We start from the raw sequence: 25,437 nt of genomic DNA on the forward strand, positions 1-25,437 counted from the left end.
TTTGCAAGAGTTTTTAAATTGGACAGTTGATACAATTAGGGAAGATAAGCTTTTATCTCCTTGGTTGGAAGAAAAAAAGTTTGAATGGGCTCCATTAGTATCAAAAAATGTTACTAACATTTTAGATAAAAGTTACTCTATTTTGATTATAACAGATAAAGAGAGAGAATGGTTTTCAAGCTACATTTTATCTAATATAAACTCTTCAAAACTCAATAGACCTTTTTTGCCATTTTATGATTTTAGTTCATTTTACAAAAATCTTGATCATATAAAATCAGAAGATGATATTTCAAATATTAAAGATATGCTGAAAATATCTTTTCCAAATGGATATTGTTTTTGGTATATTGGGAAAAGTCAAGACAATAGATCTACACTTGCAAAAATTACAAAAAGCTCTTTTTTGTGGATTTTTGATGAAGAGCGACAAGGCTCTTTAAACTTAAAATCAAATGATGATGGACTAGATATGAAACTTCTTCAAATGTTTAGATTGTACAACAAAACTTTAAGTGCAGCACTTTTTGCAAACATAAATGTAGAGAGTTAATCTTGGAAATAGTTACAAACTCTTCAATCTTTATTGTAAATAGTATAGAAGATAGTTTAAGCAAAATTCTAGCTGTTTATCCTACTCATCAAACAAGAGTTATAAAAAATGAAGAGAAAGATGAGTTTCAAATAGAACAAGCAAATAAAACTCTAAAAGAGTCATATATCGCATCAAATGAGACAAAATATCTCTTTTTATGTGGTGCTACATTTAGAGTTGAAGCACAAAATGCTCTTTTGAAAATTTTAGAAGAGCCACCAAAGAATATAGTTTTTATTCTTTTAGTTTCTTCTAAAAATTCACTACTTCCAACAATTTATTCAAGATTACCATATAAAAATCTTAAAAAAGTTGTGAATAAAGATGATATTGAGCTAAATATAAAAAAATTAGATTTAAAAGATATATACACTTTTATAAAAAATAGTCAAAAAATTACAAAAAATGAAGCTATAAATATTGTTGAAACTATTTTAATAAAAGCAAACAAAGAAAATATAAAATTTAATCAAAAAGAGTTAGATGTATTTTTTAAATCTATAAAACTTTTGGAGCTAAATTCAAAACCAACTACAGTTTTAACTTATCTTCTTTTATCTATTTTAGAAAAAGAGTCAAAATGAAAGTATCTAAACTATCTTTAGCTGATACAAAAACATTTTTAAGTAATTTAAAATGTGATAAAAGTGGTGTTGCTATTATGTCAAAAAAAGCAAAAATTCATACGCTTTTTATAAAAAATTTGCATGTAGGTGCTGCTAATATATTAAAGCAAGATGCTTTATCTATTGGCGCTGATTTAGCTGTTCCAGAAGGTGTAATAATAGCAAAAGACAAGTTTGTGAATGCACTACTTATAGGTTCTACAAAACATTTCGAAATACTTTCACGAAAAGAGTTATCACAACCTTTTGGGCTTAAAGAGTTGGCTAAAATCCTAAAAGATTTTACAAAAGAAATAAATACTTCTACCAAAATAATGGGTGTTTTAAATGCAAATGAAGACTCTTTTTTTAAAAATAGTAGATTTGATAACTCAAGTGCTTCACAAAGAATAGAACAAATGATAGAAGATGGTGTAGATATTATAGATATTGGTGCTGTTTCAAGCCGTCCTGGAAGTTTACCAATTAGTTGTGATGAAGAGCTTGAAAGAGTAAAAAATATAGTCCAAACAATATATAAAAATAGATATTTTGAAAAAGTTGATTTTTCTATTGATTCTTTTTCTCCAAAAGTTATTGATTTTGTTTTAAATCATGGTTTTAAAATAGTTAATGATATAACAGGATTACAAGATGATGAAGTTTGTAAATTAGCTTCAGTATACAAAGCACAAGTTATAATAATGCATATGCAAAAAGACCAAACAACTATGCAAAATAATCCTTCTTATGAAGATATTATGGTTGAAATTGATGATTTTTTTAAAAATAGAATCCAAAAGGCTAAGAGTTTCGGTATAGATGATATTGTCTTAGATGTTGGAATTGGTTTTGGAAAAACATTAGAGCATAATCTACTTTTACTTAAAAATTTAGAACATTTTAAGCATTTTGGATATGAACTTCTAATTGGAGCTAGTAGAAAATCTATGATAAATATGATTACACCTAGCGAAATCGAAAATAGGCTTCCTGGAACTTTGGCTATACATCTTGAATCTTTAAGATATGGTGCTAGTATTATACGATGTCATGACGTAAAAGAGCATTTTCAAGCAATTAAAGTTTTTGAAGCTATAGAAAATATAAATTAAGACTCAATTTCTAAACTCAATTCTTAATAAATCATCTCTTATTTTATCTTTTTCTAAAATCTTTTTTTGAGTAATATTTCCAATATTTGTAGCAGTTTGTAAAAAGTTTTGTACATAATAAATACTATTATATCCTAAACAATAAAGTGTCTCTATAATTTTATTTATATCTTCAAAGTCTAATAAATCGGCATTTACAGTAGTTCGTACTTCAAAATTAAAATTTATACTTAAGAGGTGTTTTATTGTATTTATAATACTTTCATAACTATTTTTTTGAGTTACAATCTTAAACTTTTCTTTTGGAGCTTTGAAATCTAAAGATATAAAATCTATAAGGTTTTTTGAGATTAAATCTTTTATAATTTTGGTATTTATTCCATTTGTATCTAGTTTTATTTTAAATCCTAGTTTTCTAACTTCTTTACAAAAAGGTTCTAAGTTATGCATTGTAGCTTCTCCACCACTTAAAACAACTGCACTTAAAAGCCCAACTCTAGATTTTAAAAACTCCAAAATATCATTATGAGAATAAAATCCTTGTTTAGAAAAAACTATATTATCATTATAACAATAGCTACACAGCAAGTTACAAGAAATATGCCAGACTATACAAGATATTTCATCTTGATAGTCTGTTGTTGTAAATTTTGTAAAACTATAAACAATCTTTTTGTTCAACAAATTTAACTCTTTGTTTATGTTCACCTTTTTTCCCTATATTAAAACTTTCAACTGGTCTATGATAACCCATAACCCTAGTATATACTATACATTTAGTTCTTTTTTCTATATTTTTCTCAAGCAATCTTGTTTTTTCCATCTTCTAATTCCTTTTTTAAAATTTCATCATCACATTTTGGACAATACTCATATTCTCCGACTAAATAGCCATGAATAGGGCAAACTGAAAAAAGTGGAGTAATTGTAATATATGGTAATCTAAAGTTTGAGATTACATTTTTTACCATCTTCTTACAAGCTTCACTACTTGATATTTTTTCTTTCATATACAAGTGTAAAACTGTTCCACCAGTATATTTACACTGTAAATCATCTTGTAATGTAAGAGCTTCAAAAGGATCATCTGTAAAATCAACTGGTAGCTGAGATGAGTTTGTATAATAAATATTCTTCCCAAAACCTGCTTGAATAATATCTTTGTATCTTTTTATATCCTCTTTTGCAAACCTATACGTTGTACCTTCAGCTGGAGTTGCTTCAAGATTGTATAAATTTCCAGTTCTTTCTTGATATTCAAGCATCTTAGCTCTCATAAAATCTAACAAATCCATAGTAAACTCTATACCTTTCTCATTTGATAAATCTATATCTTCATCAATAAAAAAGTTTTTTAACATTTCATTTATACCATTTACTCCAATAGTTGAAAAGTGGTTGTTAAAGTGTGGTAAATACCTTTTTGTATAAGGATAAAGACCTCTATCATACATCTCTTGTACAAAAATTCTCTTTTTTTCTAAGCTATCTTTTGCTAAATCCATAAGCTCTTCAACTCTTGCATAGAGTCCTTTTGTATCATTTTTATATAAATATCCAAGCCTTGCCATATTTATAGTAACAACTCCAATACTTCCAGTCATTTCAGCACTTCCAAAAAGTCCACCACCTCGTTTTAAAAGCTCTCTTAAATCAAGTTGTAATCTACAACACATACTTCTTACATGTCCTGGTTTATATGCCTCTTCATTTGCTATTTTATTCCCCAATTTATCTTTTTTGTATTGGCTTCCTATAAAATTTTGAAAATAGCTACTTCCTATTTTTGCTGTATTTTCAAATAAAATATCTGTATTTTCTCCATCCCAGTCAAAATCTTCAGTTATATTTACAGTTGGGATTGGAAAAGTAAATGGTTGTCCTGTTTTATCACCTTGTGTCATAATTTCATAGTAAGCTCTGTTTATTTGATTCATCTCTTTTTGAAAATGTTTGTATGTAAGCTCTTCAAAAGAAGAAACACCCCTACTTTTTGCAATTTTTAAAAGCTCATCATCTTTTAAATTTTTAAACAGATGTTTTTGATTTCGTGTTGGTATTTGCTCTTTTAAATCAGTAGGAACTGTCCAATCAATAGTTATATTTGTAAATGGGCTTTGTCCCCATCGTGCTGGAACATTTAGATTATAAACAAAGCTTCTTATAGCTTTTTTTATATCTTTGTAATCAAGTTTATCTTTAAATACATAAGGCGCTAAGTATGTATCAAAAGAGCTAAATGCTTGAGCTCCTGCCCACTCACTTTGAAGTATTCCTAAAAAATTTGCCATCTGTCCCAAAGCTTCTCTAAAATGATTAGGAGCAGAACTTTCAACTCTTCCTCTTACTTCATTAAATCCCTCATCGAGTAAAACCCTCAAACTCCATCCCGCACAATAAGCACTTAGACAATCTAAATCATGAATATGAATATCAGCATTTCTGTGGGCATATCCTTGCTCTTTAGTATAAATTTTATCAAGCCAATAGTTTGCTATTAATTTTCCAGCACTATTGTTTATAAGTCCAGCATGAGAGTATCCTGTATTTGAATTTGCTTTTATTCTCCAATCTTCGCCATTTATATACTCTTGTATAGTTTGAGTCGAGTTTACATAAGTTGTATCACTATTTAATCCTAAAATCTGCTCTCTTTGAATTTTATGAAGGTGTCTATAAAGCATAAAACTCTTCATAACATCGAAATATTCACTTTTAAAAAACTCTTTTTCTATTAAATCTTGAATATCTTCAACAGCTTTTAGATTTTTAGATTTTATCTCAAATAAAACTGAAAAATATATTGATTTATCATAAATAGTATTTACACTTTTAAATGCTTTTTTTATAGCATCCTCTATTTTAAAAGCTTCAAATTTCTCTTTTTTCCCATCTCTTTTTAAAATCTCTATTTGCATAGCTTATTCCTTTTTTCTAATCTCTGGAAGTTTAAAAGAGTTTTTCTTAATTACTTGTAATATAAAAAGTCACAAAAGTGTTATTTTAAGGCTATTAGCTTATTTTCTTTAAGTGTTTGTAAAGATAAATTAACTAAAATATTGGCTTTTAATCCATATAAGGAAAATATTATGAGACACTTCTTAAGTTTATTAGACTTCTCAAAAGATGAAATTTTAGAAATTCTTCAATTATCAAAACAGATTAAAGATGAGACAAAAAAAAGAGTTTTTAAAGAGTATATGCCTAAAAAAGTTTTAGGTATGATTTTTGAAAAAAGCTCTACGAGAACAAGAGTATCTTTTGAAACTGGTATCTATCAACTAGGTGGTGTGGGGCTTTTTCTTTCATCAAATGATATTCAGTTAGGTCGTGGTGAACCTATGAAAGATACTGCTAGAGTAATATCGAGAATGGTTGATATGGTAATGATTAGAACTTTTGAGCAAGAAAAACTTGAAGAGTTTGCTTCATACTCAAAAGTTCCTGTTATAAATGGGCTTACTGATAAATATCACCCTATTCAGCTAATGGCTGATTATCTTACTATTATGGAAGAAGGACTTGATAAAAATTTAGTCGTATCATATGTTGGAGATGGAAATAATATGGCACACTCATGGCTAAATTTAGCAGCAAAACTTGGATTTGAGCTTAGAATTGCTACTCCAAAGAATTATCAAGTAGATAGTAAAATTTTAAAAACTGCTTTAGAAGAAGCTTCAAAAAGTGGTGCAAAAATTACAATTTATTTTGATCCAAAAGAGGCTATAAAAGACTCAACTGTTGTTACAACTGATACTTGGATATCTATGGGACAAGAGTCAGAAAAAGAGAAAAGAGTAAAAGATTTTTCTGGATATATGGTTGATGAAAATATGATGAAATTAGCAAAAGAAAATGCAATATTTCTACACTGTTTACCTGCGTATAGAGATTATGAAGTTAGTGAAAAGGTACTTGAAGGAAGCCAAAGTAGAGTTTTCCAAGAGGCTGAAAATAGACTTCATGCACAAAAAGGTATTATGGTTTGGCTTGATAAAAAAAGAGATGAGAAATAAATGATAGATTATGAAAAATTTGTAAAATATTCAAAACCAGGTCCAAGATATACTTCATATCCAACTGCACCTGAGTTTAGTGAAAATTTTAAACAAGAAGATTTAAAAGATTTTTATAAAAAACAAGATAAAAATAGAGCTTTGTCTTTATATATTCATCTTCCTTTTTGTAGAAGTGCCTGTTACTTTTGTGGTTGTAATACGATATTTACATCAAAAGAGGATAAGAAAACAAGATATATTGACTATCTAAAAAAAGAGTTAAATATCTTAAAGAATAACTTAAATACATCTAGAGTTGTAACACAAATGCACTTTGGTGGAGGAACTCCTACATATTTTTCACCGCAACAATTAGAAGATGTTATAAAATCTATAAAAACCATTTTTCCAAATTTTAGTAGTGATGCTGAAATATCTTGTGAGGTTGATCCAAGATACTTTACAAAAGAGCATATGGATGTTTTAAAAGCTGGTGGGTTTAATCGTCTTAGTTTTGGAGTTCAAGATTTAGATGAAACTGTTCAAAAAACAATTCATAGGATTCAACCTTTTGAACTAACTTTAAATGTAATAAATATAGCAAGAGATGCTGGTATTAAATCTATAAATACAGATTTAATCTACGGTTTGCCTCACCAAACAAAAGAGAGTTTCAAAAAAACTTTGGAAAAAATGCTAACACTAAATGTAGATAGATTTGCAGTATTTAACTATGCACATGTTCCTTGGCTTATGAAAACTATGAGAAAATTTGATGAAACAACTTTTCCAACTCCAAATGTAAAACTTGAAATGTTAAAAGACACAATAGACTTTTTTACATCAAATGGATACAAAATGGTTGGAATGGATCACTTCGCAAAACCAGAAGATGAACTATTTAAAGCAATAAAAAAAGGTGAATTACATAGAAATTTTCAAGGATATACAACAAAAGGTGGAGCAGATTTAATAGGAATTGGTGTTACTTCCATAGGAAATGGTGTAGATTATTATGCACAAAATTTTAAAGATTTAAATGAATGGGAAGAAGCTATTGATAATGGAGATCTACCTGTGTTTAAAGGTTATAGATTAAGTGATGACGATATTCTTAGACAATATGTAATTATGGAACTTATGAGTAATTTCTCTTTAAATATAAAAAAAGTTGAAGAAGAGTTTAAAATAGATTTCAAAGACTATTTTAGTGATGCACTAGAATCTTTAAAAGAGTTTGAAGATGCAGAACTTCTTAAAATATATGATGATAGAATTGAAGTTTCTCAAACAGGAACTATGCTAATTAGAAATATTTGTATGCCTTTTGATGCTTACTTAAATAAAATTCCGGAAGATAAAAGAAGATTTTCCAAAACAATTTAAATTATTTTATTAAATAAATGGGCTTTTTGTCCATTTTTTTAAGCAAACTTTTAATAAAAATTAAGTTTAATCTTACTACACAATTTCAATGGTGCTTATAGCACCATAACATATAGGGGAAAATATGGTGAAAGCTTCTTTTAGTGTAGGAAAATTAACACAACACTCACAATCACACATAAATAGAGAAAATGGTTTAAACTATGCTGTAGTTGAAAATTCAAGAGCTAATAGTTTTAATAAATATTATGAATACGATGATTTTTTGCAAAAAGCAAAAGATAGGTACAAAGAACAAGTAAAACAAAATATGCAAAATAGTGCTATTCTTAATATATTTCAAGAAGCCATTATTTCAATAGAAGGGCATCATACATCAGAAGATATTTTAGATCTATTTTTTGAATTAAAACAAAAATATGGTGGTCACGAATTAATATCTCTAGCAATTCATAAAGATGAAGGCTATTTCACAAAAAATAATCAATACTTTTATCCACATAAAAACATATTAAAAAAAGAAGATAATAACTGGTATATAACTCAAGATGGATTAAATGGAAAAAGACTTGAAGATTTTTCTATAAAAGTAGATATTTCAGAATTTTCTACTGTTTTAACTACTCATGCACATGCTGTTTTTTCAATGTTTGACTTCTCTCTAGGAAGAAATGCAAGAATGCAAAAAAAAGATATGATGGAGAGATTAAAGTTTGTAGCAACTTTATTAAAAATGGATTACTCTTTACAAAAATTGAACAAAATTTCAAATAATGACACAAATATTGATTTAAAAGATAGCAGCGTAACAGATTTAGATAGTCAAGTGACACTTAGAAATTCAAATTTAATAGATATAAACACTCAATTTAGAGCAAAAGAATTAGAGCTAGAAGAAGTAATTTCAAAACTAAGAGTAAAACAAGCTATGTTAAGTGATATTTTAATAAAAATCTCTCAAAAAGAGATTATATTGGATGAGTTAAATACTCAAATGTTTATAAAAGAAGAAGATTTAGATAATCTTTCAAATATTATATCTATAAAAAATACGACTATAAATAATCTAAATCTAACAATAAAACAAAAAGAGTTTAAAATAGAGGAACTAGATAGTAAAATCTATGGAAGAAGTCAAACTATGGCTATCTAAAATTAAAATATCTTTGTTTATTAAAGCTTAATTTAAATTAGCAATTATCAGATTGCTATAAATCTTCTCTTTTACTTATACTTTCACTATCTTATTTTAAGGAGAGAAAAATGGATAGAAAAGTATCTAATATTTTACCACCAATAATAGCTGGTTTAATTTCAGTTATTGTTAATTATGGTGGAACTTTTATTCTTATATTTCAAGCAGCACAAATGGCAGGATTAAATCCTGAACAAACTGCTTCTTGGGTCTGGTCTATATCTATTGGTGTTGGAATTACTGGAATAATTCTAAGTTGGTATACAAAAGAACCAATAATAACTGCTTGGAGTACACCAGCTGCTGCATTTTTAGTAACCGCTATTGCAACTGTTTCTTACTCTGAAGCTATTGGAGCATATATATTATCTGCTTTTGCTTTTTTTATTTTAGGTTTATCTGGGTATTTTGGAAAATTAATTCGTCTAATTCCTTCTGGAATTGCATCTGGTTTATTAGCTGGAATATTATTACAATTTGGAATTTCTGCTTTTACAAATATGACAATTAACCCTATTTTAGCAATTTCACTATTTTTTATTTATCTTATTACAAAAAGATTTTCTGCTAGATATGCTATTGTTACTGTTTTAATATTTGGATTTATAATATTAACTATACAATCCCAAATTAACTTTTCTAATATTGAATTAAAACTAGCATATCCAATATTTACAGAACCTACTTTTTCACTCAATGCAACACTAAGTATTGCTTTACCACTATTTCTGATAACATTAACTGGACAATATATGCCAGGACTTTTAATACTTAAAAATGATGGTTTTAAAACAGAAGCAAAACCTATTTTAGCAGTTACTGGTTTTGGGTCAATTTTAATGGCTCCTTTTGGTTCACATGCTTTTTGTTTATCTTCAATAACCTCTGCAATTTGTACAGGTAAAGAGTCCCATGAAAATCCAAAAAAAAGATATATAGCTGGTGTTGCAGCAGGAATATTTTATATATTAGTTGGTATTTTTGGGCTTACACTTGCAGCTTTATTTGCCGCTTTTCCAGCAACATTTATTAGCTCTTTAGCTGGACTTGCTTTGTTAAGTACAATAGCAACAAGTCTTACAAATGCAATGAGTGATGTTGACACTAGAGAAGCTGCTTTTATAACATTTTTAGCAACAGCAGCAAATATAAATTTATTTGGAATTGGTGGTGCATTTTGGGGATTAGTTTTAGGTCTAATTTCATACTTTGTATTAAATTGGAGATTATCAAATAAGTAGAAGATATAAAAAATATCCAAAAATATAAATATTTATATTTTGGATATTTACATAAACTATTTTTTATAAATTTCCATCACTTTTATAGTCTCATTATCTATTTGTGAATTTCTATTTTTTAATTTTTCTAAAAATTTGCTTTTTCTCTCTTCATTTAAGTTTTGCCCTACTTTTATTTTACAACTTTGAGCTTCAATCTTTAACTGAATAATTGCAGTTTTATCAATCATTTTTGTGTACATTGCTTTTTCATAAGAAATTTCTTCAAAACTATCTTCATTTTGAAACTTTTTCATCAAAGCATTTAAAATATAAGCTTTTCTATCTCCGTCTTCTATAAAACTCAATTTTCCTTCCAGTAATACAGAAGCAAAAAATTGAGTTGCAGGACAAGCTGAAATTGTATAACTAAAATATGAAGGGATAAAAGAGTAAGGTTTTACTACTAAAAAAGCTGCATTTGAATTTGATTTTATGGCTTCAATCTTTTTTCCTTCTTTTGCTCCATGAAAATATATTGCATTTTTATATTGTACAAAATTTAAAGCTACGACATAAGGTTTTCCCTCACTTATAAGACTTAAAGTTCCATATTCACAAGTTTGTAATATTTCATCTATACTATTTTTATCATTTATATTAAATTCATCTCTTCTCATTTTTTACCTTATATTTTATTATAGTTTATAAGAACTTCTTTAAATCTATTAAACCCTTCTATTAGTTCTTTTTTTGAAATAATTATTGGTGGTAAAAATCTAATAATATTTTTTCCTGATTTTAAAATTAAAACACCATTTTTAAGTGCAAGATTTACTATATTACTTAAATCATTTTCATTTTTTAAAACAAGACCTTGCATAAATCCCCAACCATTTTTTTGTAAAAATATATTTGGATATTTATCTGTAAAATATTGTAAACAACTATTAAAATATTTTATATTTTCATCAAGTTTTCCACTATTTGAATATTTTTCTAAAATCTTTAGAACAACCTTACAAACTGTTGTTGAAAGATGATTTCCACCAAAAGTTGAACCATGATCACCAAAAGTAAAAACATCTTTAAAACTTGTCATCATAACACCTATTGGAATACCACTTGCTAAACCTTTTGCTAAAGTTACTATATCAGGTTTTATTCCAAAATATTGAGAAATCAAAAAATTCCCACTTCTATAAACTCCTGTTTGAACTTCATCTATTATCAAAAATAACTTCTTTTCTTTTAAAATTCTTTCAAGTCTTTGCACTTGAAAAATATCTTGCATAAAAATACCACCCTCACCTTGAATCAACTCTAACATAACACCAACCGTTGTATCATCAATCATATTAATAGCTTCATTTATATCATTTGCATAAACAAATCCATCAGGATATGGAGCAAAATATTTATGTTTGTCTTCTTGTGCTGTTGCTTTTAAAGTTGCTATTGTTCTTCCATGAAAAGAGTTTTTAATAGTAATAATCTTATATTTAGGTGTTTTAAATGTCACATTTCCATATTTTCTAGCAAGTTTTATAGCAGTTTCATTTGCTTCTGCTCCACTATTACAAAAAAAACACTGCATATCATAAGTACTTAATTCAACTATTTTTTTTGCACACTCTTCTTGCGGTTTTATACGATATATATTTGAAGTATGCAAAACTTTTTTTGCTTGTTTTTTTATTGTTTTTGCTACTTTTTTATTTGCATAACCTAAACTATTTACTCCAACTCCTGAAGCAAAATCTATATAATCTTTTTTATTTTTATCAAATAATAGAGATTTTTTACCTTTTATAAATTCAATATCTAATCGATTATATAAAGGTAATATATATTTATTCATAATTTTCCTTTTTTATGTATGATAAAAGCTAAATTGATTATCTTCATCTCCTAGCTCATATCTTTTTGTTAAAGAGTTTTTAAATTTATGCCCCAAATCTTCACAAGCTAATGCTTCTTTTGTGAGATTTATATCAATTTTTGGCTCAACAATAATTTGATTTAATTTTTCAATAGTTAAATTAGGGTTTGTCCTTTGCTGTAAAATAACATCATCATTTTGTGAAATTTGTCCCTCTTTTAAAACTTTTGCGTAAAATCCTGTCAAACCCGTTTCAAAAATAAATTTCGTCATATTGTTTTTTAAAGTATTTGCACTAAGTTTCCAACAAGGTTGCCTTGGTTGTGTTATTTGTACTTTTGCTTGACCAATTTTTAAGATATCTCCAACACAAATATCTTTTTCACAAATCTTATCAAGTATTAAGTTTTCTCCAAAAAACGCCATATTTGTCATATCAAAACTATTATCAAAAGAAGAACTTATTTTTTCGTAAGTTATACTTGAAAATAAAAATAACGCTTTATTAACTCCACCATGATGAACTAAATCTGCTTGAAAATCATCAACAAATCCAGTTTTTGTTAAATATGCTTTTGATACTGGATATTTTTTGATACCTGAAATCAACTCTTGCTTTTTTTGGTTTTCAAGTTGTGTTACAGTTACATTTCCAACTTTTACATATAATACATTTGATATTTTTGTAGCCATTTTCTATACTCCAATTTTATATCTTGAAAGTATAGAAAAATGAATGAGTTTTTACAATCTGTTAATTGCTATTTTAATTTTAAAATTAAAAAATAATAATTTTACATAAACAGATTAAAATTGTTATTAGGAATGTTATAAATATACTAAAAGATTAACTAAGTATTTAAAGAGTTAATAAATTGAGACCAAAAGTCTCAATTTAAAATAATATTATAAAAGTTCTTTTACTAAATCAGCTGATGATTTAGAAGATAGTAAAATTGGTGCTACATCAAATACTGTTTTAGCTCCAAAATCACCTTTTAAAGACATTTTATATGTAGCTCTGGCATATGCCACAAGTACACTAGCAGTAAACTCAGGGTTACTATCAAGTTTTAAAGCATATTCAATTACTTGATTTACACCTTGACTTGATTTTCCACTTCGTATTACAAATCCACCGTGAGGCATAGTGTTGTGATTTTTATCAAACTCTTCTTGGCTTATAAAATTTACTGTTGTATCATAAGGCTCAAAGTAGTTTGGCATTGTTTTTATTTCATTTTCTACTTTTTTCGCATCTGCTCCATCATTTAAAACTACAAAACACTCTCTAGAATGTTTTTCTTTTGTAGTTAAAGTAGGTCTTGCACCACTTCTTACTTTTTCAATAGCACTATTTGAAGGAATTGTATATTGAACACCATTTTTTACACCCTCTACTCTTCTTATTGCATCTGAGTGTCCTTGACTTAATCCTTTCCCCCAAAATGTATAAGTATCTCCATCAGGAAGTAAAGCTTCTCCATATATTCTATTTATAGAAAACATTCCTGGGTCCCAACCAACAGAAATCATTCCTATTTTTTTATTTTTTTGACAAGATTTATCAACACTTGCAAAATAAGCTGGAATTTCAGCATGATTATCATAGCTATCTACTATATGAAAATGCTCTGCAAATTTTGGTCCTTGAATAGGTAAATCATCTTTTGAACCACCACATAAAATTAAAACATCGATCTTTTCTTTGAAATCTAAAATATTTTCTAAAGAAAATACAGGAGTATTTATTGTAGTCACACTTTTTGGGTCTCTTCTAGAAAAAACCGCTACTAAACTCATATCAGGATTTTTTGAAATAGAAAGCTCAACACCTCTTCCTAAATTCCCATATCCAACAATTGCAACTTTAATCTGATTATTCATGCTAAACGCTCCTTTTGAAGTAGTAAGTTTTTTTGGTATGTAAGATATAACAAAAAAATTTCGGCAATATTTTACTATTAAAAAACTTAATAAAATAGTTAGTAGTGTTGTTGTAAAATGCCAATTATCCAATTTTAGGAGTAAAAATGAATATAATAGAGTTCGAAAATATCGATGTTGGATATGATGAAAAAGTTGTTTTAAAAAATATAAATTTAAAGATAAAAAGTGGTGAACACTTTGCAATTTTAGGTGCAAATGGAAGTGGAAAATCAACTTTGATGAAACTAATACAATCTCAAATCCATCCAAGACACACAAAAGAGTTTAAAAAAGAGATTTTTGGAAAAAGTAGATACTCAATTTTTGAATTAAAAAAAGAGTTAGGAATAATCACAAATGATTTACACAACTATTTTGAAAAAGAAGGTGGATATTTATCTGGTTTTGAGGTAGTTTTAAGTGGATTTTATAGCTCAATAGGAATATTCACACATCAAGATTTTACAAAAGAGCAGATACAAAAAGCTCTTGAAGTTATTGATTTTTTAGAAATTATTGATTTAAAAGATAAAAAAGTATCATCTATGAGTACAGGACAACTTAGAAAATGTATCGTAGCTCGTGCTTTAATACACGATCCAAAAGCTTTTGTACTCGATGAACCAACTGTTGGACTTGATATAAAAGCACAAATAAATTTTATAAAAATATTACAAAAAATATCACTAAAATCAACAATTATTTTAGTAACTCATCATCTTGAAGAGATATTTCCAGAGATAAAAAATGTAGCTTTAATTTATAATAATACAATTTTTAAAATTGGCAAAAAGGAGAATATTTTAAATAGTGAAAATTTAAGCACAATTTTTGATATAAAAATTGAAGTAAAACAGAAAAACAAAAGATACTATATTGAAACTATTTTATAATAAATTTATTTATCATTGTGCTATAATCTAAAAAAAAATATAAACAAAAGGAAAAAGAAAAATGAAAGCCCTAAAAATAATATCTTATTTAATACTTTCACTACTATTTTTATATATTATAAGCGGGTTTTTTCTTCTTCCTTATATTGCAAAAAAAGAGATAATAAAAAACTTAGATGAAATTTTAATTACAAAAACAAAAATTGAGAAGATATATTTTAATCCTCTAACTTTGAATTTAGAGATAAACGGTTTTTCGCTTTTAGATGAAAAAGATCAAGAAATTTTAGGTTTAAAAAATTTATTTATTGATTTTAGAGCTTTAAAATCAATAGAAAAGAAGCATTTTCATATAAAAAATATTTTACTTGAAGGTATTTATTTAAATATTATAGAAGAAGAAAAAGGAGTTTTTAACCTAGCAAGTTTAATAAAACAAACAGAAACAAAAGAAGAAGAAACAAAACATAAAGAGGTAGAAAAACTTATTGATTTTTTAGTTTCTAAAATAGTTTTAAAAGATACAAATATAGATTTTACAAGTTTTACAGATAAAAAAAAGTACAACTTACATCTAAAAGATATAAACTATACTATATATGATTTTGGAACATTCAAAAACTCTTTATCCTCGAACAATTTGGAATTTAAATTAAATGAAAATACAGATGTAAAAATATCAGGAGGTCTAAAAATTGACCCTTTTATAGCTTATGGAAAAATTACTATCTCAAATTTAAAAATCAAAGAGCTTTTAGATTTTGATAAATCACTTTTCAATTTTGAATTAAATCCTGAAGCAAATATTAATCTTGCTTTAAATTATAATATAGACACTACAAATGATTTTAATCTCTTTTTAAATAGTGAGATTTTCGAGATAAATGATTTAAAATTAAAACAAAATCAAAAAGAGATAGTAAGATTAAATAAACTAGATTTAAAATATTTTTCATTTGATTTAAACAATCAAGAGCTAAATTTTAAAGACTTATATCTAAACGATTTATATGTAAATATGATTTTAGATAAGTCTGGAGTTAATTTTACAAATCTTTTAAAAGAGAAAAAATATGAAAAAGAGATACAACATAATACTCAAGAAAATAATGTAAATAATAAACCATGGAAAATAAATTTTGAAAATACTAATATAAATGCAAACTTTGATTTTGATGATATTTTAAATAATGCAAAGCTAAATATTAAAGATATAAAAGTAAAAACTTCAAATATAAACATAGTAGATGATAAAATAAATATCAAAGGTGCTAACTTATTAACTTTAAATACAAAATATCTTGATAATAAAAATAAAATAAATATTAGTTCAAGTAAAACAGATTTAACTCATGATGATATTTTTATAAATGGCTCAAAAGTTGAAATATTAAATTCATCTTTAAAAAAAGATAAAATAACATTTGAAGATGAGAAATTAAAAATTAAAATAACTACAAATAGTTTAGGTTTAGATTTACAAAAACTATCTATTTTTGATGAAATATCTTTTGATTTATCAAATATAAAAATAAATAATTTAGTTTTAGAAGATAAAAACAATAATATATCTTTATCTTCTAAAAATAGTAACCTCAAAATAAATAACTTTTTACTAGATAAACAGAATAATATATCTATAAATAAAAGTGAACTTTATGATACAAATGTTAATTTTTTTGATTCAAATAGCTCTTTTGATATAAAAACAAAAAAGACAAATTTAAAAATCTCAAACTTTAACTTAAAAAAAGATGTAATAACTATTGGTCAAATATTATTAAAAGAGCCTAAAATAGATATTTTAAATATAGAAAGTAAACTTAAAATTGAAGCTAAGAATATAAATCTTGATTTAAACAAACTAGTTAGCAAAGAGAATTTATTTAGAATCGATAGAACAAATTTAAACAATCCTCATCTATCTATAATCCTACCAAAAAATATTCAAGCAAAAGGTGAAATAGAAAAAAATAGTATAAAAAAAGAAGAAGTTGATAAAAAAGTTGAAAATAAAAAAACAACAAAACTAAATTTAGGTCCAATTAATATAAAAAATATGATATTGGATTTTGAAGATAAAAACCTTCCAATTCCTTTTAAAACAACAATTTCAAAACTAACTGGAGCAGTTTCAGCAGTAAAAAATAGAGCAAATAGTACTTCAAACCTTGAGATAAAAGGGGTTGTAGATGATTATGGAGTTGCTAAAATAACAGGAATTGTAAATCCAAATGATATAAAAATTCTAACAGATATAAATATGAAATTTCAAAATATATCTATGAAAAATTTCACACCATATACAGCAAAATTTATTGGTCGAACAATTAAAGATGGTAAGCTTGAACTTGATTTAAACTACAATATTAGCGAGTCAAATCTAAAAGCAAAAAATAGTATTATTATTAAAAAACTAGAGCTAGGAGATAAGATAGAAAGTGAAGATGCAGTATCTTTGCCTTTAGATTTGGCAATTACACTTCTTGAGGACAGTTCAAATACTATTGATTTAAATCTTCCTGTTTCTGGAAATGTAGATGATCCAGAATTTTCTATCGCTGCAATAGTTTGGAAAGCATTTGTAAATCTTATTACAAAAGCTATAACAGCACCATTTTCACTTATTGGAAGCTTATTTAATTTTAGTGAAGATGAGATAAATAGTGTAGATTTTAATTTAAAAGAGAGCGAAATAACTCCTATACAACAAGAGACTTTGGACAAAATAGCTATTATTTTAAATAGTAAAAAAGAGTTTGCAATTAGTTTTTCTCCTTCTTTTGATGAAAAAAACGAAAAAGAGAAAATTGCTAATCAAAGAGCTTTAAATATTCAAAAATATTTAATTGAAGAAAAATCAATAGATAAAAAACAGGTTGTTTTAGAAAAAGATATTAAAAAATCATCTTCAAATATTGATTTAAGCCTAAAAGAGATAAAAGAGTAATCTAAAAGCAAAAATTAAGTCAATATTGTTTATATTTCTAGTTCTTAAAAAATTTAATTAAAGGAAAAATTTGGATCCCGATATACAGTCCTATGTTATGCTTCTTACCGCACTTATATTAGTGCTAATGAATGGTTTTTTCGTGCTTTCAGAATTCGCAATTGTTAAAGTTAGACGAACAAAACTAGAAGAGTTTGTAAAACAAGGCAGAAAAAGTGCAGTTTTAGCACTAAAAATGTCAAATTCTCTTGATACTTATTTAAGTGCAACTCAACTTGGAATTACTTTTTCATCTTTAGCTTTAGGTTGGATAGGTGAACCAGCTCTTGCAAGGCTTATAGAGTCAAATGTATCTTTTCTTGCAAATAATCCTGTATTACTTCATACAATAAGTTTTACTATTGCTTTTTCTATTGTTACATTTTTACATGTTGTTTTTGGTGAAATTGTTCCAAAATCTATTGCTATTGCAAAAGCTGAAATTATGGTTTTATATATAGCACGTCCTTTATATATATTTTGGTTAATTTTTTATCCACTTATTAGATTTTTTGATATTGTTGCTGCTGCGGTTCTTAGAGCACTTGGAGTTAAACCTGCAACAGAGCATGAATTAGCTCACTCAGAAGAAGAACTTAGAATTATAGTAAATGAGAGTTTTAAGGGTGGACATATTGATTCTGTTGAGAGTGAAATAATAAAAAATGCAGTTGATTTTTCAGAAACTGTTGCAAAAGAGATTATGACTCCAAGAAAAGATATGATATGTTTAAATTCTGAAAAAAGTTTTGAAGAAAATATAAAAAGAGTAACTTCTACAAAGCATACAAGATATCCATATTGCCACGGAGGAAAAGATAATATTGTAGGGATGGTTCACACTAGAGATTTATTAAATAATGCTCTTGAAAATAAAGAAATTGATATTTCAAAACTTGTAAGACCAATTATTATGGTGCCTGAAAACACTTCAATATCTTCAATTTTAACAAGAATGAATAAAAGTAGAATACATTTAGCATTGGTTGTAGATGAGTATGGTGGGACTTCTGGACTTATTACTATGGATGATATTATTGAAGAGATTATTGGTGAAACTACAGATGAGCATGATCCAAAAAATGAAACTATAAAAAAAATAGATGAAAATAAATATGAGCTAGATGGTATGGTAAATATTGAAAAAGTTGAAGAGATTCTAGATATAAATTTTGATGATGATAAGGTATCTGTTACAATAGGCGGAAGAATTTTTAATTTAATAGGAAGATTACCAATTGCTGGAGAAACTATTGAAGATAAAGATTGTATTTATAAAATTATAGAAGTAGGAAGTAATCGTATAAAAAGAATATTATGCGAAAAAAGAGTACAAGAATAATTTCTTAAAATAGAGCTAAAGTTTTATAACTTTAGCTCCAAATCCACCACTACTTGGATGTGCATCTTCAAAACCTTTTACTCTTGGGTGTTTTTTCAAGAATTCTTTTACAGCAAAAGCTAATTTTCCAGAACCAATTCCATGATATACCAAAACTTCTTCAAATCCAGCCAAAAGAGCATCACTTAAAAACTTATCAAGATTTTCAATAGCTTCTTCTGCTCTTTGTCCATGTAAATCTAACTTTATATTCCCTGTTTCTGGCTTTTGTATAGTTACAACTGCTTTTTTTGTAGGAATTTTTGGTGGAGGATTTCCACTTCTACTTAAATCATTAAGTTGAACTTGAACTTTCATTCCCATATCATTTTCAATAAATGCCTTAGAACCTTTAATTGAAACTATAGTGCCCTTTGTACTTCTATATTTAACTCTATCACCTACTTTTAACTCTATTTGTTCTTGTACTTTTTCAACTTCTATCTCTTTTGCTATTTTGTGTGAAACATTTAAATGTTGATGAGATTGACTAACAAGTTTTGCTTTTATAGCCTTTTTCGCTTCATCTCTTGCATCTTTATACTCTTTGTGAAGTTTTGATTTTTCACTATAAATATGTAAATCCAAACTCTCTTTTTGTTCTTTTAAATTATTTGTTAATCTTTTATAATTTTCTATTTCACTATCTAAATTTGATATTTTTTGCCTATACTCTTTTTCTAGCTCACTACTTCTTTCTATTAACTCATTTAATCTATCTTTATCTTCTCCATAAACCTCTTTTGCTCTTTTTACAACTCCAGCTGGGATTTTATATCTCAAAGCTGTTTCAAAAGCATAAGATCTACCAATAGTTCCTTGTAAAAATTGATATGTTGGTCTTTGATTCTCTTCATCATAAAGTGCTGCTATTAGCTCAACATCTGGGTTTGAAGCCATCAAAGCAGCTAATCTTTTATGGTGAGTTGTAATAATTATTTTTATATCATTTTTTATTAAATCTTCAATTATAACTTTAAATAAGCTAGCAGCTTCATCTGAATCAGTACCTAATTCTATCTCATCAACTCCAACTATTGCATTTTTTACTTCAAAAAGCTTTGAAAATTCTAGCATTCTACCAGCAAATGTAGAGATATCATTTTTCACACTTTGAGGGTCATCTAAAACAGCATTAATTGATTTAAAATTACTTACAACTGTACTTTTATGTGCATTGTATGGAAGTAGATATTTTGATAAAAAAATCGCACTTAAAATCGATTTTAGCATCATCGTTTTTCCACCTGCATTTACACCTGTTATCATAATGACGCTCTTTGAAAAATCAATACTAATCGGTCTTGGACTACTTAAAGCTGGATGACAAAAATCAACAAGTCTATTTTCATCTTTTTTTGAAGGTAAAATAAAATTCTTATCCCCTATTTTTGAGAAAAATATCCTTGCTTGATAGTGATCAAACTTATCAAACTCTTTATTTATAAACTTTAAAAACAGTAGATTTCTTTCAAAAAGATGAGAAATCTCTTTACAAAGTCTAAACAAAATCTCCTCTTGTTTATTTTTCAAATCACTCTGTTTTTGTTTTAAATCACTAACACTATGTGGAATTACATAAAAAAATCCTGAATTTGACCTATCTATAACACTTCCACTAAGTATATGATTAAATCCACCACGAACTAGTAAACACTCCTGTTCATTTATAAAATGTACTTGCATATCTACTAAATATGGCTTAATTTTTGAAGAGTTTATAGTTTTATAAAGACTCTGTTTTATCTCTTCTTTATTTTTATAAATCGCTTGTTTTATATTGTCAAAATCTTCATCAACACCCTCTTTTAGATTTGCTTTATCATCAAAATATTCACAAATTTTTAAAATCTCATTTGTAATAACGATTTTATCCATCCATTCAAGAAGTTTTCCTTCAAAATTAAACCTTTTTAGATACAAAAAATAGTTTATTATTTTTATAAATTCATAAATTTCATAAACTCTTAAAATACCCTGTTTTTGAATGTGCATTAGTTGTGAATCAAGATTTTGTACCATTAAAGGCTGTTTTATATTATAGTTTGAAAGTTCACTTATTATTTTATAGTGAATATTTATATCGCCTTCTAGTATTATAGATTTTTCTCTTGCAAAAAGTTTTGAAAAGTTTGTGATATATTCGTTTAAGTCTAGTTTTTTTATTAAATTTTCCATAGCGCAAATTGTATCAAAATAGCTATAAGGTTCTTATGAAAAATTTCATATTTTTAGATTAAAACTATAGTAAAAATATTAATAAATTCAATTTTTTTGATTAAATTTATTAAAACTATCAATCATATTTGAAGGTGTTGTAAATACTCTTTTAAATATATTTAAAGGTGCAGAAAATCCATCTTTAAATAAATTTGTAGTAAGAACTGGGTCACTTAAGCTTCCTGTTAATTGAATTTGTGTCTCAACTCTCTTTTCATCTCCCAATAAAATATAATTTATAATGGGAATATATTCAAATACAGATGAATATGTTTTTAAAAATACTAAATTAAGCGTTGCATCTACTTCTTTTTTATTTAAATCTAAAACACCTTTTCCTTCAAAATCCATACCATTTCCAACTGTGTGTAAATTTTTTATATCAATTAAATTTTTATCGTTATCATATTCAAATTCAACTACACCCTCTTTTATCTTATAAATTCCTAGTTTATTTAAGCCAAAAACAGCAGGAATAGCCAAAAGTGGATTTATAAAAGCTGGTGAACTTTCAATTAAAAACATAATATTATTTAAAATACTAACATTTTTTAAACTACTATCTTCAATTATCAATTTTCCTTTTATACTTTTTGTAGTTCCATTTGCAAAAAAATCAATTTTTCCACCATCTAAAATATTACTATTTGCAAAAGTATTTATAAATTTTTCATTTATCTTTGCTGCATATATATCTATAATATTATTTTTATTTGTAAAACTTATTTTACTATCTTCATATTCCAAATAGAAAAATTTTCTATCTTTATTTATATTTAACTCATAAAAATCTGCTAAAATTTTATTTTTATTATTTATAACTATATTTGATTTTGTTCCAATAATACCTAAATTTCCTATCTTCTCATGAATATCATTGTATTTTATATCATAAAAAATATCATATCCATCTAATTTTATTGTTGTTTGTTTATCTCTTACTCTTAAAAAAATATCATCTGTTTTTGAGTTTATATCTAAAATACCATTTTTATACTTTCCTAAAATATCAAGCTCTTTTAAATCTTGATTATCTTTTTTTATAGGTAAATCCAAATCAAATAAAGATGCATTAAAAGTTATTAAATCTTTTTTTATATCCAAATTAGCACTTTTTATTTTATACTCTTGACTATCAAAAAATAGTTTACAATTTTTTAAATCTATATTTGTATCAAATTCTACTTTACTATTTTTACTAATATTTTCATCATAATAAATATCATATCCATCTAAAAAAAGTTCTATATGATCTTTAATATTTAAAGTTATTGAGTTATCACTAGAAGATATCTGTACACTTTCTTTATTGATATTTCCATAAAAATCTAAACTATTTAGCTCTTTGTTGTCTTTTTTTATAGGAACAATAAATCCACTAACAAATCCATTAAAGTCTATCTTATCTTTATCTATAATTTTTAAAGATATGTTTCCATTGTTTATACTATTTTGTTTTAAAATATCTGAATAATTATATATTTTTGAAATATCGTTTATATTTATAGTCAAAAAATTATCATATTTTATAGTTGTTTTCAAATCTTTTAGCTCAATATTAACATTTTTACTAAAATCCATAAAAATATCACTATTTATATTTGTAATATTTAATATTTTAGAATTTTTGCTATCTTTTACTAAAATTCTATTTATTTGTGAATTTCCTTCTGCTTTTAAGCTATTTAAATTTAGTTTTAAATTTGCTTTAGCATCTACTATATCTTCGAAAATAAAACTAGCATCATTTATATATAATAAATTATTTTCTAAAATAACTTTTGCACCATTCGTTTCAAAATCAAACCCAGAGATAGAAATATTTGATTTTTCTGCTATAAAAACTCCATTATAACTCATAGGCTTATCTTCTGCATACGGGAAAGACAAAAGAAGCTTTGCTTGTGTTTCTCCATTTTTTTGCAAAACAGGAACAATAATTTCATAAGCTTTTAAAATATCTAAAATATCTTTATCCAAAGAGCTCTTAGCTTCTATATTAACCAAAACCAATCCATTATTCTCATTTGCAATATCTTTTATTGTTACAAAACTATTTTTAAGCTCTTTTCTTTTATATGTTGCATCTACCAAATCAAAATGTAAAGTACTATTTTTGAAATTTACATCAACTTTGCTTGTATTTATCTCTTCTAAACTATTTTCAAATCTTATTTTTGCATTTTCAATAATTGCATCACCTTGTAAGCTTTTTTCGATTATTTCATTTTTATTTAAGTCAAATTCACCATAAAACCAATTTAGTTTAAAATCACCATTTACATTATCATACATCCAAGAATTTGCAACTTCTGGTAAATCAAGATATTTTTTTAAAAAATGTAAGTTTTTGAAAAATTCACTTTTTACAAAAAAATTAACTCTATCTTTTGTAATATCAATATTTCCATTAACTATTAAATTTTCATAATAAATATCTCCAAAATATTTTAACTCTTCATCAAAATAGTCTATTTTTGCCTTTCCCTTAAATAAAATATTGTAATCTTTTAAATATAAATTGTTAATATCTAGCAAAACTTCTTTTGATAGGACATTTATTTTTGAGTCAAGTAAAAAAAACTTATTTTCAACACTTAAAATGTCTTCATCTAATACTATTTTAACTATATTGTCGTTGATTGATAGTTTTTCTATATTAATACTTTGAAACCATTTTAATACAATTGGTAAAATATCTAAATTCTTTTTTATATCTTCAATTGAGCTATTTGTCATAGTTTTTTTTGATTTATATTCTATATTTTCAATCTTTAAAATCAGTTTTTTATCCAATTTCATATAAAATTCCGAAATTTTAAAATTTAATAACTGAAAAGAGCTTATTTTGATACCTGAAAATAGAAGAGAAAACATTATTAACAAGAAAGATGATATGAGCAACAATACAAAAATTCTAATCTTTTTTAACACTTTATATCTATCCCTTATTTCTTGTATTGTTGTGCTTTACTATTTAAATTTACCAGTTGTTACGAATAAAATAATATTTATTCCAAAAGGTAGTACGAGCAGTATTGTAACACACTTAAACAAAAATGGCTATGAAATGAATATAATTGATGAGATTATTTTAAAATCTGGTGGCTTTATACAAAGTGGTTGGATTGATGTTGAGCAAACAAGACTTACAAAAATGGATTTTTTAATAAAACTTCTTACTTCAAAAGCTGCTTTAAAAACAATTACACTAATTCCAGGCGAAACTTCATACTTTTTTTTAAAGAAAATTGCAGAGGAATTTAACTTAGACGAAAACAAACTTCAAAAGATATATAACGAACACTCATATAAACTAGATGGAAATATATTAGCAGATAGCTATTCCTTACCTGTTGGAATGAATGAAGAGTATATTTTATTTTATCTATTTTCTCAAACAAATAAAAAATATGAGGAGTTCTCAAAAAAAATATTTGGTAAATATGACAAAGAAAAATGGTTTAGATATATATCTTTAGCTTCAGTTGTACAAAAAGAAGCAGCAACAACAAATGAAATGCCAATAATAGCAAGTGTTGTTCATAATAGATTAAAGAAAAATATGGCACTTCAGATGGATGGAACATTAAACTATGGAAAATATTCAAATAGTGTTGTAACAGCTGATAGAATAAGAAATGATGAAACTTCATATAATACTTATAAAAATAAAGGTTTACCAAAAGATCCAGTTTGTGCAGTTAGTTTAGATGCAATAAAAGCTGCAATTTTTCCTGTAAAAAGTAATTACTTATATTTTGTAAGAGACAATAAAACTGGGCTTCATAAGTTCTCAAATGATTATGAAACACATCAAGCAAATATTAATGCAAATATTGGAGTAGTAAAAACTTATACAAAAGTTAATGATAAACCAAATGATATAGATAACGAAGCTATTGATATTATGAAAAATGATATTTCAAATCAAAAAGCACCTTCAATAAAAGATTTGTTTAATAGTGTAAATTAAGATGTGAATATTTGAAACAATCAAATATTCACATAAAAAAATATAACTAA

At 25.8% G+C, this 25,437-nt stretch carries 20 protein-coding genes; 11 read left to right on the forward strand and 9 right to left on the reverse strand.

The features are described from left to right. The first annotated feature begins 1 nt into the window (after position 1). The 3 genes from ACRYA_RS05030 to folP are packed head-to-tail and all read left to right on the forward strand — an operon-like array spanning position 2 to position 2,315. The gene (locus ACRYA_RS05030; RefSeq protein WP_105917473.1) at positions 2-553 is read left to right on the forward strand and encodes a HobA family DNA replication regulator; all 552 of its coding nucleotides are present in this window, start codon (positions 2-4) and stop codon (positions 551-553) included. Positions 554-555: 2 nt separating this feature from the next. Beyond that, positions 556-1,179, forward strand: coding sequence for a DNA polymerase III subunit delta' (locus tag ACRYA_RS05035; protein ID WP_228199721.1), 624 nt, complete (start codon positions 556-558; stop codon positions 1,177-1,179). After that, positions 1,176-2,315, forward strand: coding sequence for a dihydropteroate synthase (gene folP / locus ACRYA_RS05040; protein WP_105917475.1), 1,140 nt, complete (start codon positions 1,176-1,178; stop codon positions 2,313-2,315). Before ACRYA_RS05035 ends, folP begins: the two co-directional genes overlap by 4 nt. A 3-nt stretch (positions 2,316-2,318) precedes the next feature. Here folP and ACRYA_RS05045 read toward each other — a convergent pair whose 3' ends face one another. From ACRYA_RS05045 to ACRYA_RS05055, 3 genes are read right to left on the reverse strand one after another with little or no spacing between them, the layout of a single operon-like run. After that, complete coding sequence (locus tag ACRYA_RS05045) at positions 2,319-2,996, reverse strand: anaerobic ribonucleoside-triphosphate reductase activating protein (RefSeq protein WP_105917476.1); 678 nt, start codon at positions 2,994-2,996, stop codon at positions 2,319-2,321. Continuing rightward, on the reverse strand, positions 2,974-3,138 hold the full coding sequence (gene nrdD / locus ACRYA_RS10880; RefSeq protein ID WP_108723435.1) for an anaerobic ribonucleoside-triphosphate reductase: 165 nt from the start codon (positions 3,136-3,138) through the stop codon (positions 2,974-2,976). Before nrdD ends, ACRYA_RS05045 begins: the two co-directional genes overlap by 23 nt. Beyond that, a complete protein-coding gene (locus tag ACRYA_RS05055; protein WP_105917477.1) occupies positions 3,116-5,233 on the reverse strand; it encodes a ribonucleoside triphosphate reductase in 2,118 nt (705 codons plus the stop codon). The genes nrdD and ACRYA_RS05055 overlap by 23 nt, the downstream gene beginning before the upstream one ends. 171 nt (positions 5,234-5,404) lie before the next feature. Here ACRYA_RS05055 and argF point away from each other — a divergent pair, with 171 nt between their 5' ends. The 4 genes from argF (at position 5,405) to ACRYA_RS05075 (ending at position 10,138) form a co-directional block, all read left to right on the forward strand. Beyond that, positions 5,405-6,334, forward strand: coding sequence for an ornithine carbamoyltransferase (gene argF / locus ACRYA_RS05060; RefSeq protein WP_105917478.1), 930 nt, complete (start codon positions 5,405-5,407; stop codon positions 6,332-6,334). After that, positions 6,335-7,702 carry an oxygen-independent coproporphyrinogen III oxidase gene (gene hemN / locus ACRYA_RS05065; RefSeq protein WP_105917479.1) on the forward strand — a complete coding sequence of 456 codons (1,368 nt, stop codon included), beginning with the start codon at positions 6,335-6,337 and terminating at the stop codon, positions 7,700-7,702. Positions 7,703-7,826: 124 nt separating this feature from the next. Then, a complete protein-coding gene (locus ACRYA_RS05070) occupies positions 7,827-8,855 on the forward strand; it encodes a hypothetical protein (protein WP_105917480.1) in 1,029 nt (342 codons plus the stop codon). A 110-nt stretch (positions 8,856-8,965) separates the two neighbouring features. Next, positions 8,966-10,138 (forward strand): benzoate/H(+) symporter BenE family transporter, encoded by a 1,173-nt coding sequence (locus ACRYA_RS05075; protein WP_105917481.1) that lies wholly within the window; start codon positions 8,966-8,968, stop codon positions 10,136-10,138. 56 nt (positions 10,139-10,194) lie between these two features. On the opposite strand, the gene ACRYA_RS05080 is transcribed toward ACRYA_RS05075, so the two are convergent. The 4 genes from ACRYA_RS05080 to ACRYA_RS05095 form a co-directional block, all read right to left on the reverse strand. Continuing rightward, positions 10,195-10,797 carry a pyridoxamine 5'-phosphate oxidase family protein gene (locus ACRYA_RS05080; RefSeq protein ID WP_105917482.1) on the reverse strand — a complete coding sequence of 201 codons (603 nt, stop codon included), beginning with the start codon at positions 10,795-10,797 and terminating at the stop codon, positions 10,195-10,197. 8 nt (positions 10,798-10,805) lie between these two features. Continuing rightward, positions 10,806-11,978 carry an aspartate aminotransferase family protein gene (locus ACRYA_RS05085; protein ID WP_105917483.1) on the reverse strand — a complete coding sequence of 391 codons (1,173 nt, stop codon included), beginning with the start codon at positions 11,976-11,978 and terminating at the stop codon, positions 10,806-10,808. A gap of 12 nt (positions 11,979-11,990) precedes the next feature. Next, a complete protein-coding gene (locus ACRYA_RS05090) occupies positions 11,991-12,692 on the reverse strand; it encodes an MOSC domain-containing protein (protein WP_105917484.1) in 702 nt (233 codons plus the stop codon). Positions 12,693-12,905: 213 nt separating this feature from the next. Further along, positions 12,906-13,886: a diaminopimelate dehydrogenase gene (locus ACRYA_RS05095; protein WP_105917485.1), complete on the reverse strand. Its 981-nt coding sequence runs from the start codon at positions 13,884-13,886 to the stop codon at positions 12,906-12,908. A 146-nt stretch (positions 13,887-14,032) separates the two neighbouring features. On the opposite strand from ACRYA_RS05095, the gene ACRYA_RS05100 reads away from it, so the two are divergent. The 3 genes from ACRYA_RS05100 (at position 14,033) to ACRYA_RS05110 (ending at position 19,152) form a co-directional block, all read left to right on the forward strand. Beyond that, the gene (locus ACRYA_RS05100) at positions 14,033-14,821 is read left to right on the forward strand and encodes an ABC transporter ATP-binding protein (protein WP_121443281.1); all 789 of its coding nucleotides are present in this window, start codon (positions 14,033-14,035) and stop codon (positions 14,819-14,821) included. A gap of 61 nt (positions 14,822-14,882) precedes the next feature. Continuing rightward, on the forward strand, positions 14,883-17,771 hold the full coding sequence (locus tag ACRYA_RS05105; protein ID WP_121443282.1) for a DUF748 domain-containing protein: 2,889 nt from the start codon (positions 14,883-14,885) through the stop codon (positions 17,769-17,771). A 97-nt stretch (positions 17,772-17,868) separates the two neighbouring features. Beyond that, on the forward strand, positions 17,869-19,152 hold the full coding sequence (locus tag ACRYA_RS05110; RefSeq protein ID WP_105918329.1) for a hemolysin family protein: 1,284 nt from the start codon (positions 17,869-17,871) through the stop codon (positions 19,150-19,152). A 15-nt stretch (positions 19,153-19,167) separates the two neighbouring features. Here the strand turns inward: ACRYA_RS05110 and ACRYA_RS05115 are convergent, their stop codons facing one another. Together ACRYA_RS05115 and ACRYA_RS05120 are read right to left on the reverse strand one after the other, a co-directional pair. Further along, positions 19,168-21,369: an endonuclease MutS2 gene (locus ACRYA_RS05115; protein WP_105918330.1), complete on the reverse strand. Its 2,202-nt coding sequence runs from the start codon at positions 21,367-21,369 to the stop codon at positions 19,168-19,170. Between the two features lie 87 nt (positions 21,370-21,456). Next, the gene (locus ACRYA_RS05120; RefSeq protein WP_170144474.1) at positions 21,457-24,213 is read right to left on the reverse strand and encodes a YhdP family protein; all 2,757 of its coding nucleotides are present in this window, start codon (positions 24,211-24,213) and stop codon (positions 21,457-21,459) included. 46 nt (positions 24,214-24,259) lie between these two features. On the opposite strand from ACRYA_RS05120, the gene mltG reads away from it, so the two are divergent. Then, a complete protein-coding gene (gene mltG / locus ACRYA_RS05125) occupies positions 24,260-25,387 on the forward strand; it encodes an endolytic transglycosylase MltG (RefSeq protein WP_228199722.1) in 1,128 nt (375 codons plus the stop codon). The last annotated feature ends 50 nt before the right edge of the window (positions 25,388-25,437 follow it).

It is taken from the genome of Aliarcobacter cryaerophilus ATCC 43158, from assembly GCF_003660105.1.
In the GTDB taxonomy this organism is placed as follows: domain Bacteria; phylum Campylobacterota; class Campylobacteria; order Campylobacterales; family Arcobacteraceae; genus Aliarcobacter; species Aliarcobacter cryaerophilus.

Excerpts from the sequence above, each read along its gene's own strand:
- folP (WP_105917475.1), top strand. The coding sequence starts at position 1,176 with ATGAAAGTATCTAAACTATCTTTAGCTGATACAAAAACATTTTTAAGT.
- nrdD (WP_108723435.1), bottom strand. The coding sequence starts at position 3,138 with ATGGAAAAAACAAGATTGCTTGAGAAAAATATAGAAAAAAGAACTAAA.
- ACRYA_RS05055 (WP_105917477.1), bottom strand. The coding sequence starts at position 5,233 with ATGCAAATAGAGATTTTAAAAAGAGATGGGAAAAAAGAGAAATTTGAA.
- argF (WP_105917478.1), top strand. The coding sequence starts at position 5,405 with ATGAGACACTTCTTAAGTTTATTAGACTTCTCAAAAGATGAAATTTTA.
- hemN (WP_105917479.1), top strand. The coding sequence starts at position 6,335 with ATGATAGATTATGAAAAATTTGTAAAATATTCAAAACCAGGTCCAAGA.
- ACRYA_RS05070 (WP_105917480.1), top strand. The coding sequence starts at position 7,827 with ATGGTGAAAGCTTCTTTTAGTGTAGGAAAATTAACACAACACTCACAA.
- ACRYA_RS05075 (WP_105917481.1), top strand. The coding sequence starts at position 8,966 with ATGGATAGAAAAGTATCTAATATTTTACCACCAATAATAGCTGGTTTA.
- ACRYA_RS05080 (WP_105917482.1), bottom strand. The coding sequence starts at position 10,797 with ATGAGAAGAGATGAATTTAATATAAATGATAAAAATAGTATAGATGAA.
- ACRYA_RS05085 (WP_105917483.1), bottom strand. The coding sequence starts at position 11,978 with ATGAATAAATATATATTACCTTTATATAATCGATTAGATATTGAATTT.
- ACRYA_RS05090 (WP_105917484.1), bottom strand. The coding sequence starts at position 12,692 with ATGGCTACAAAAATATCAAATGTATTATATGTAAAAGTTGGAAATGTA.
- ACRYA_RS05095 (WP_105917485.1), bottom strand. The coding sequence starts at position 13,886 with ATGAATAATCAGATTAAAGTTGCAATTGTTGGATATGGGAATTTAGGA.
- ACRYA_RS05100 (WP_121443281.1), top strand. The coding sequence starts at position 14,033 with ATGAATATAATAGAGTTCGAAAATATCGATGTTGGATATGATGAAAAA.
- ACRYA_RS05105 (WP_121443282.1), top strand. The coding sequence starts at position 14,883 with ATGAAAGCCCTAAAAATAATATCTTATTTAATACTTTCACTACTATTT.
- ACRYA_RS05110 (WP_105918329.1), top strand. The coding sequence starts at position 17,869 with ATGCTTCTTACCGCACTTATATTAGTGCTAATGAATGGTTTTTTCGTG.
- ACRYA_RS05115 (WP_105918330.1), bottom strand. The coding sequence starts at position 21,369 with ATGGAAAATTTAATAAAAAAACTAGACTTAAACGAATATATCACAAAC.
- ACRYA_RS05120 (WP_170144474.1), bottom strand. The coding sequence starts at position 24,213 with ATGAAATTGGATAAAAAACTGATTTTAAAGATTGAAAATATAGAATAT.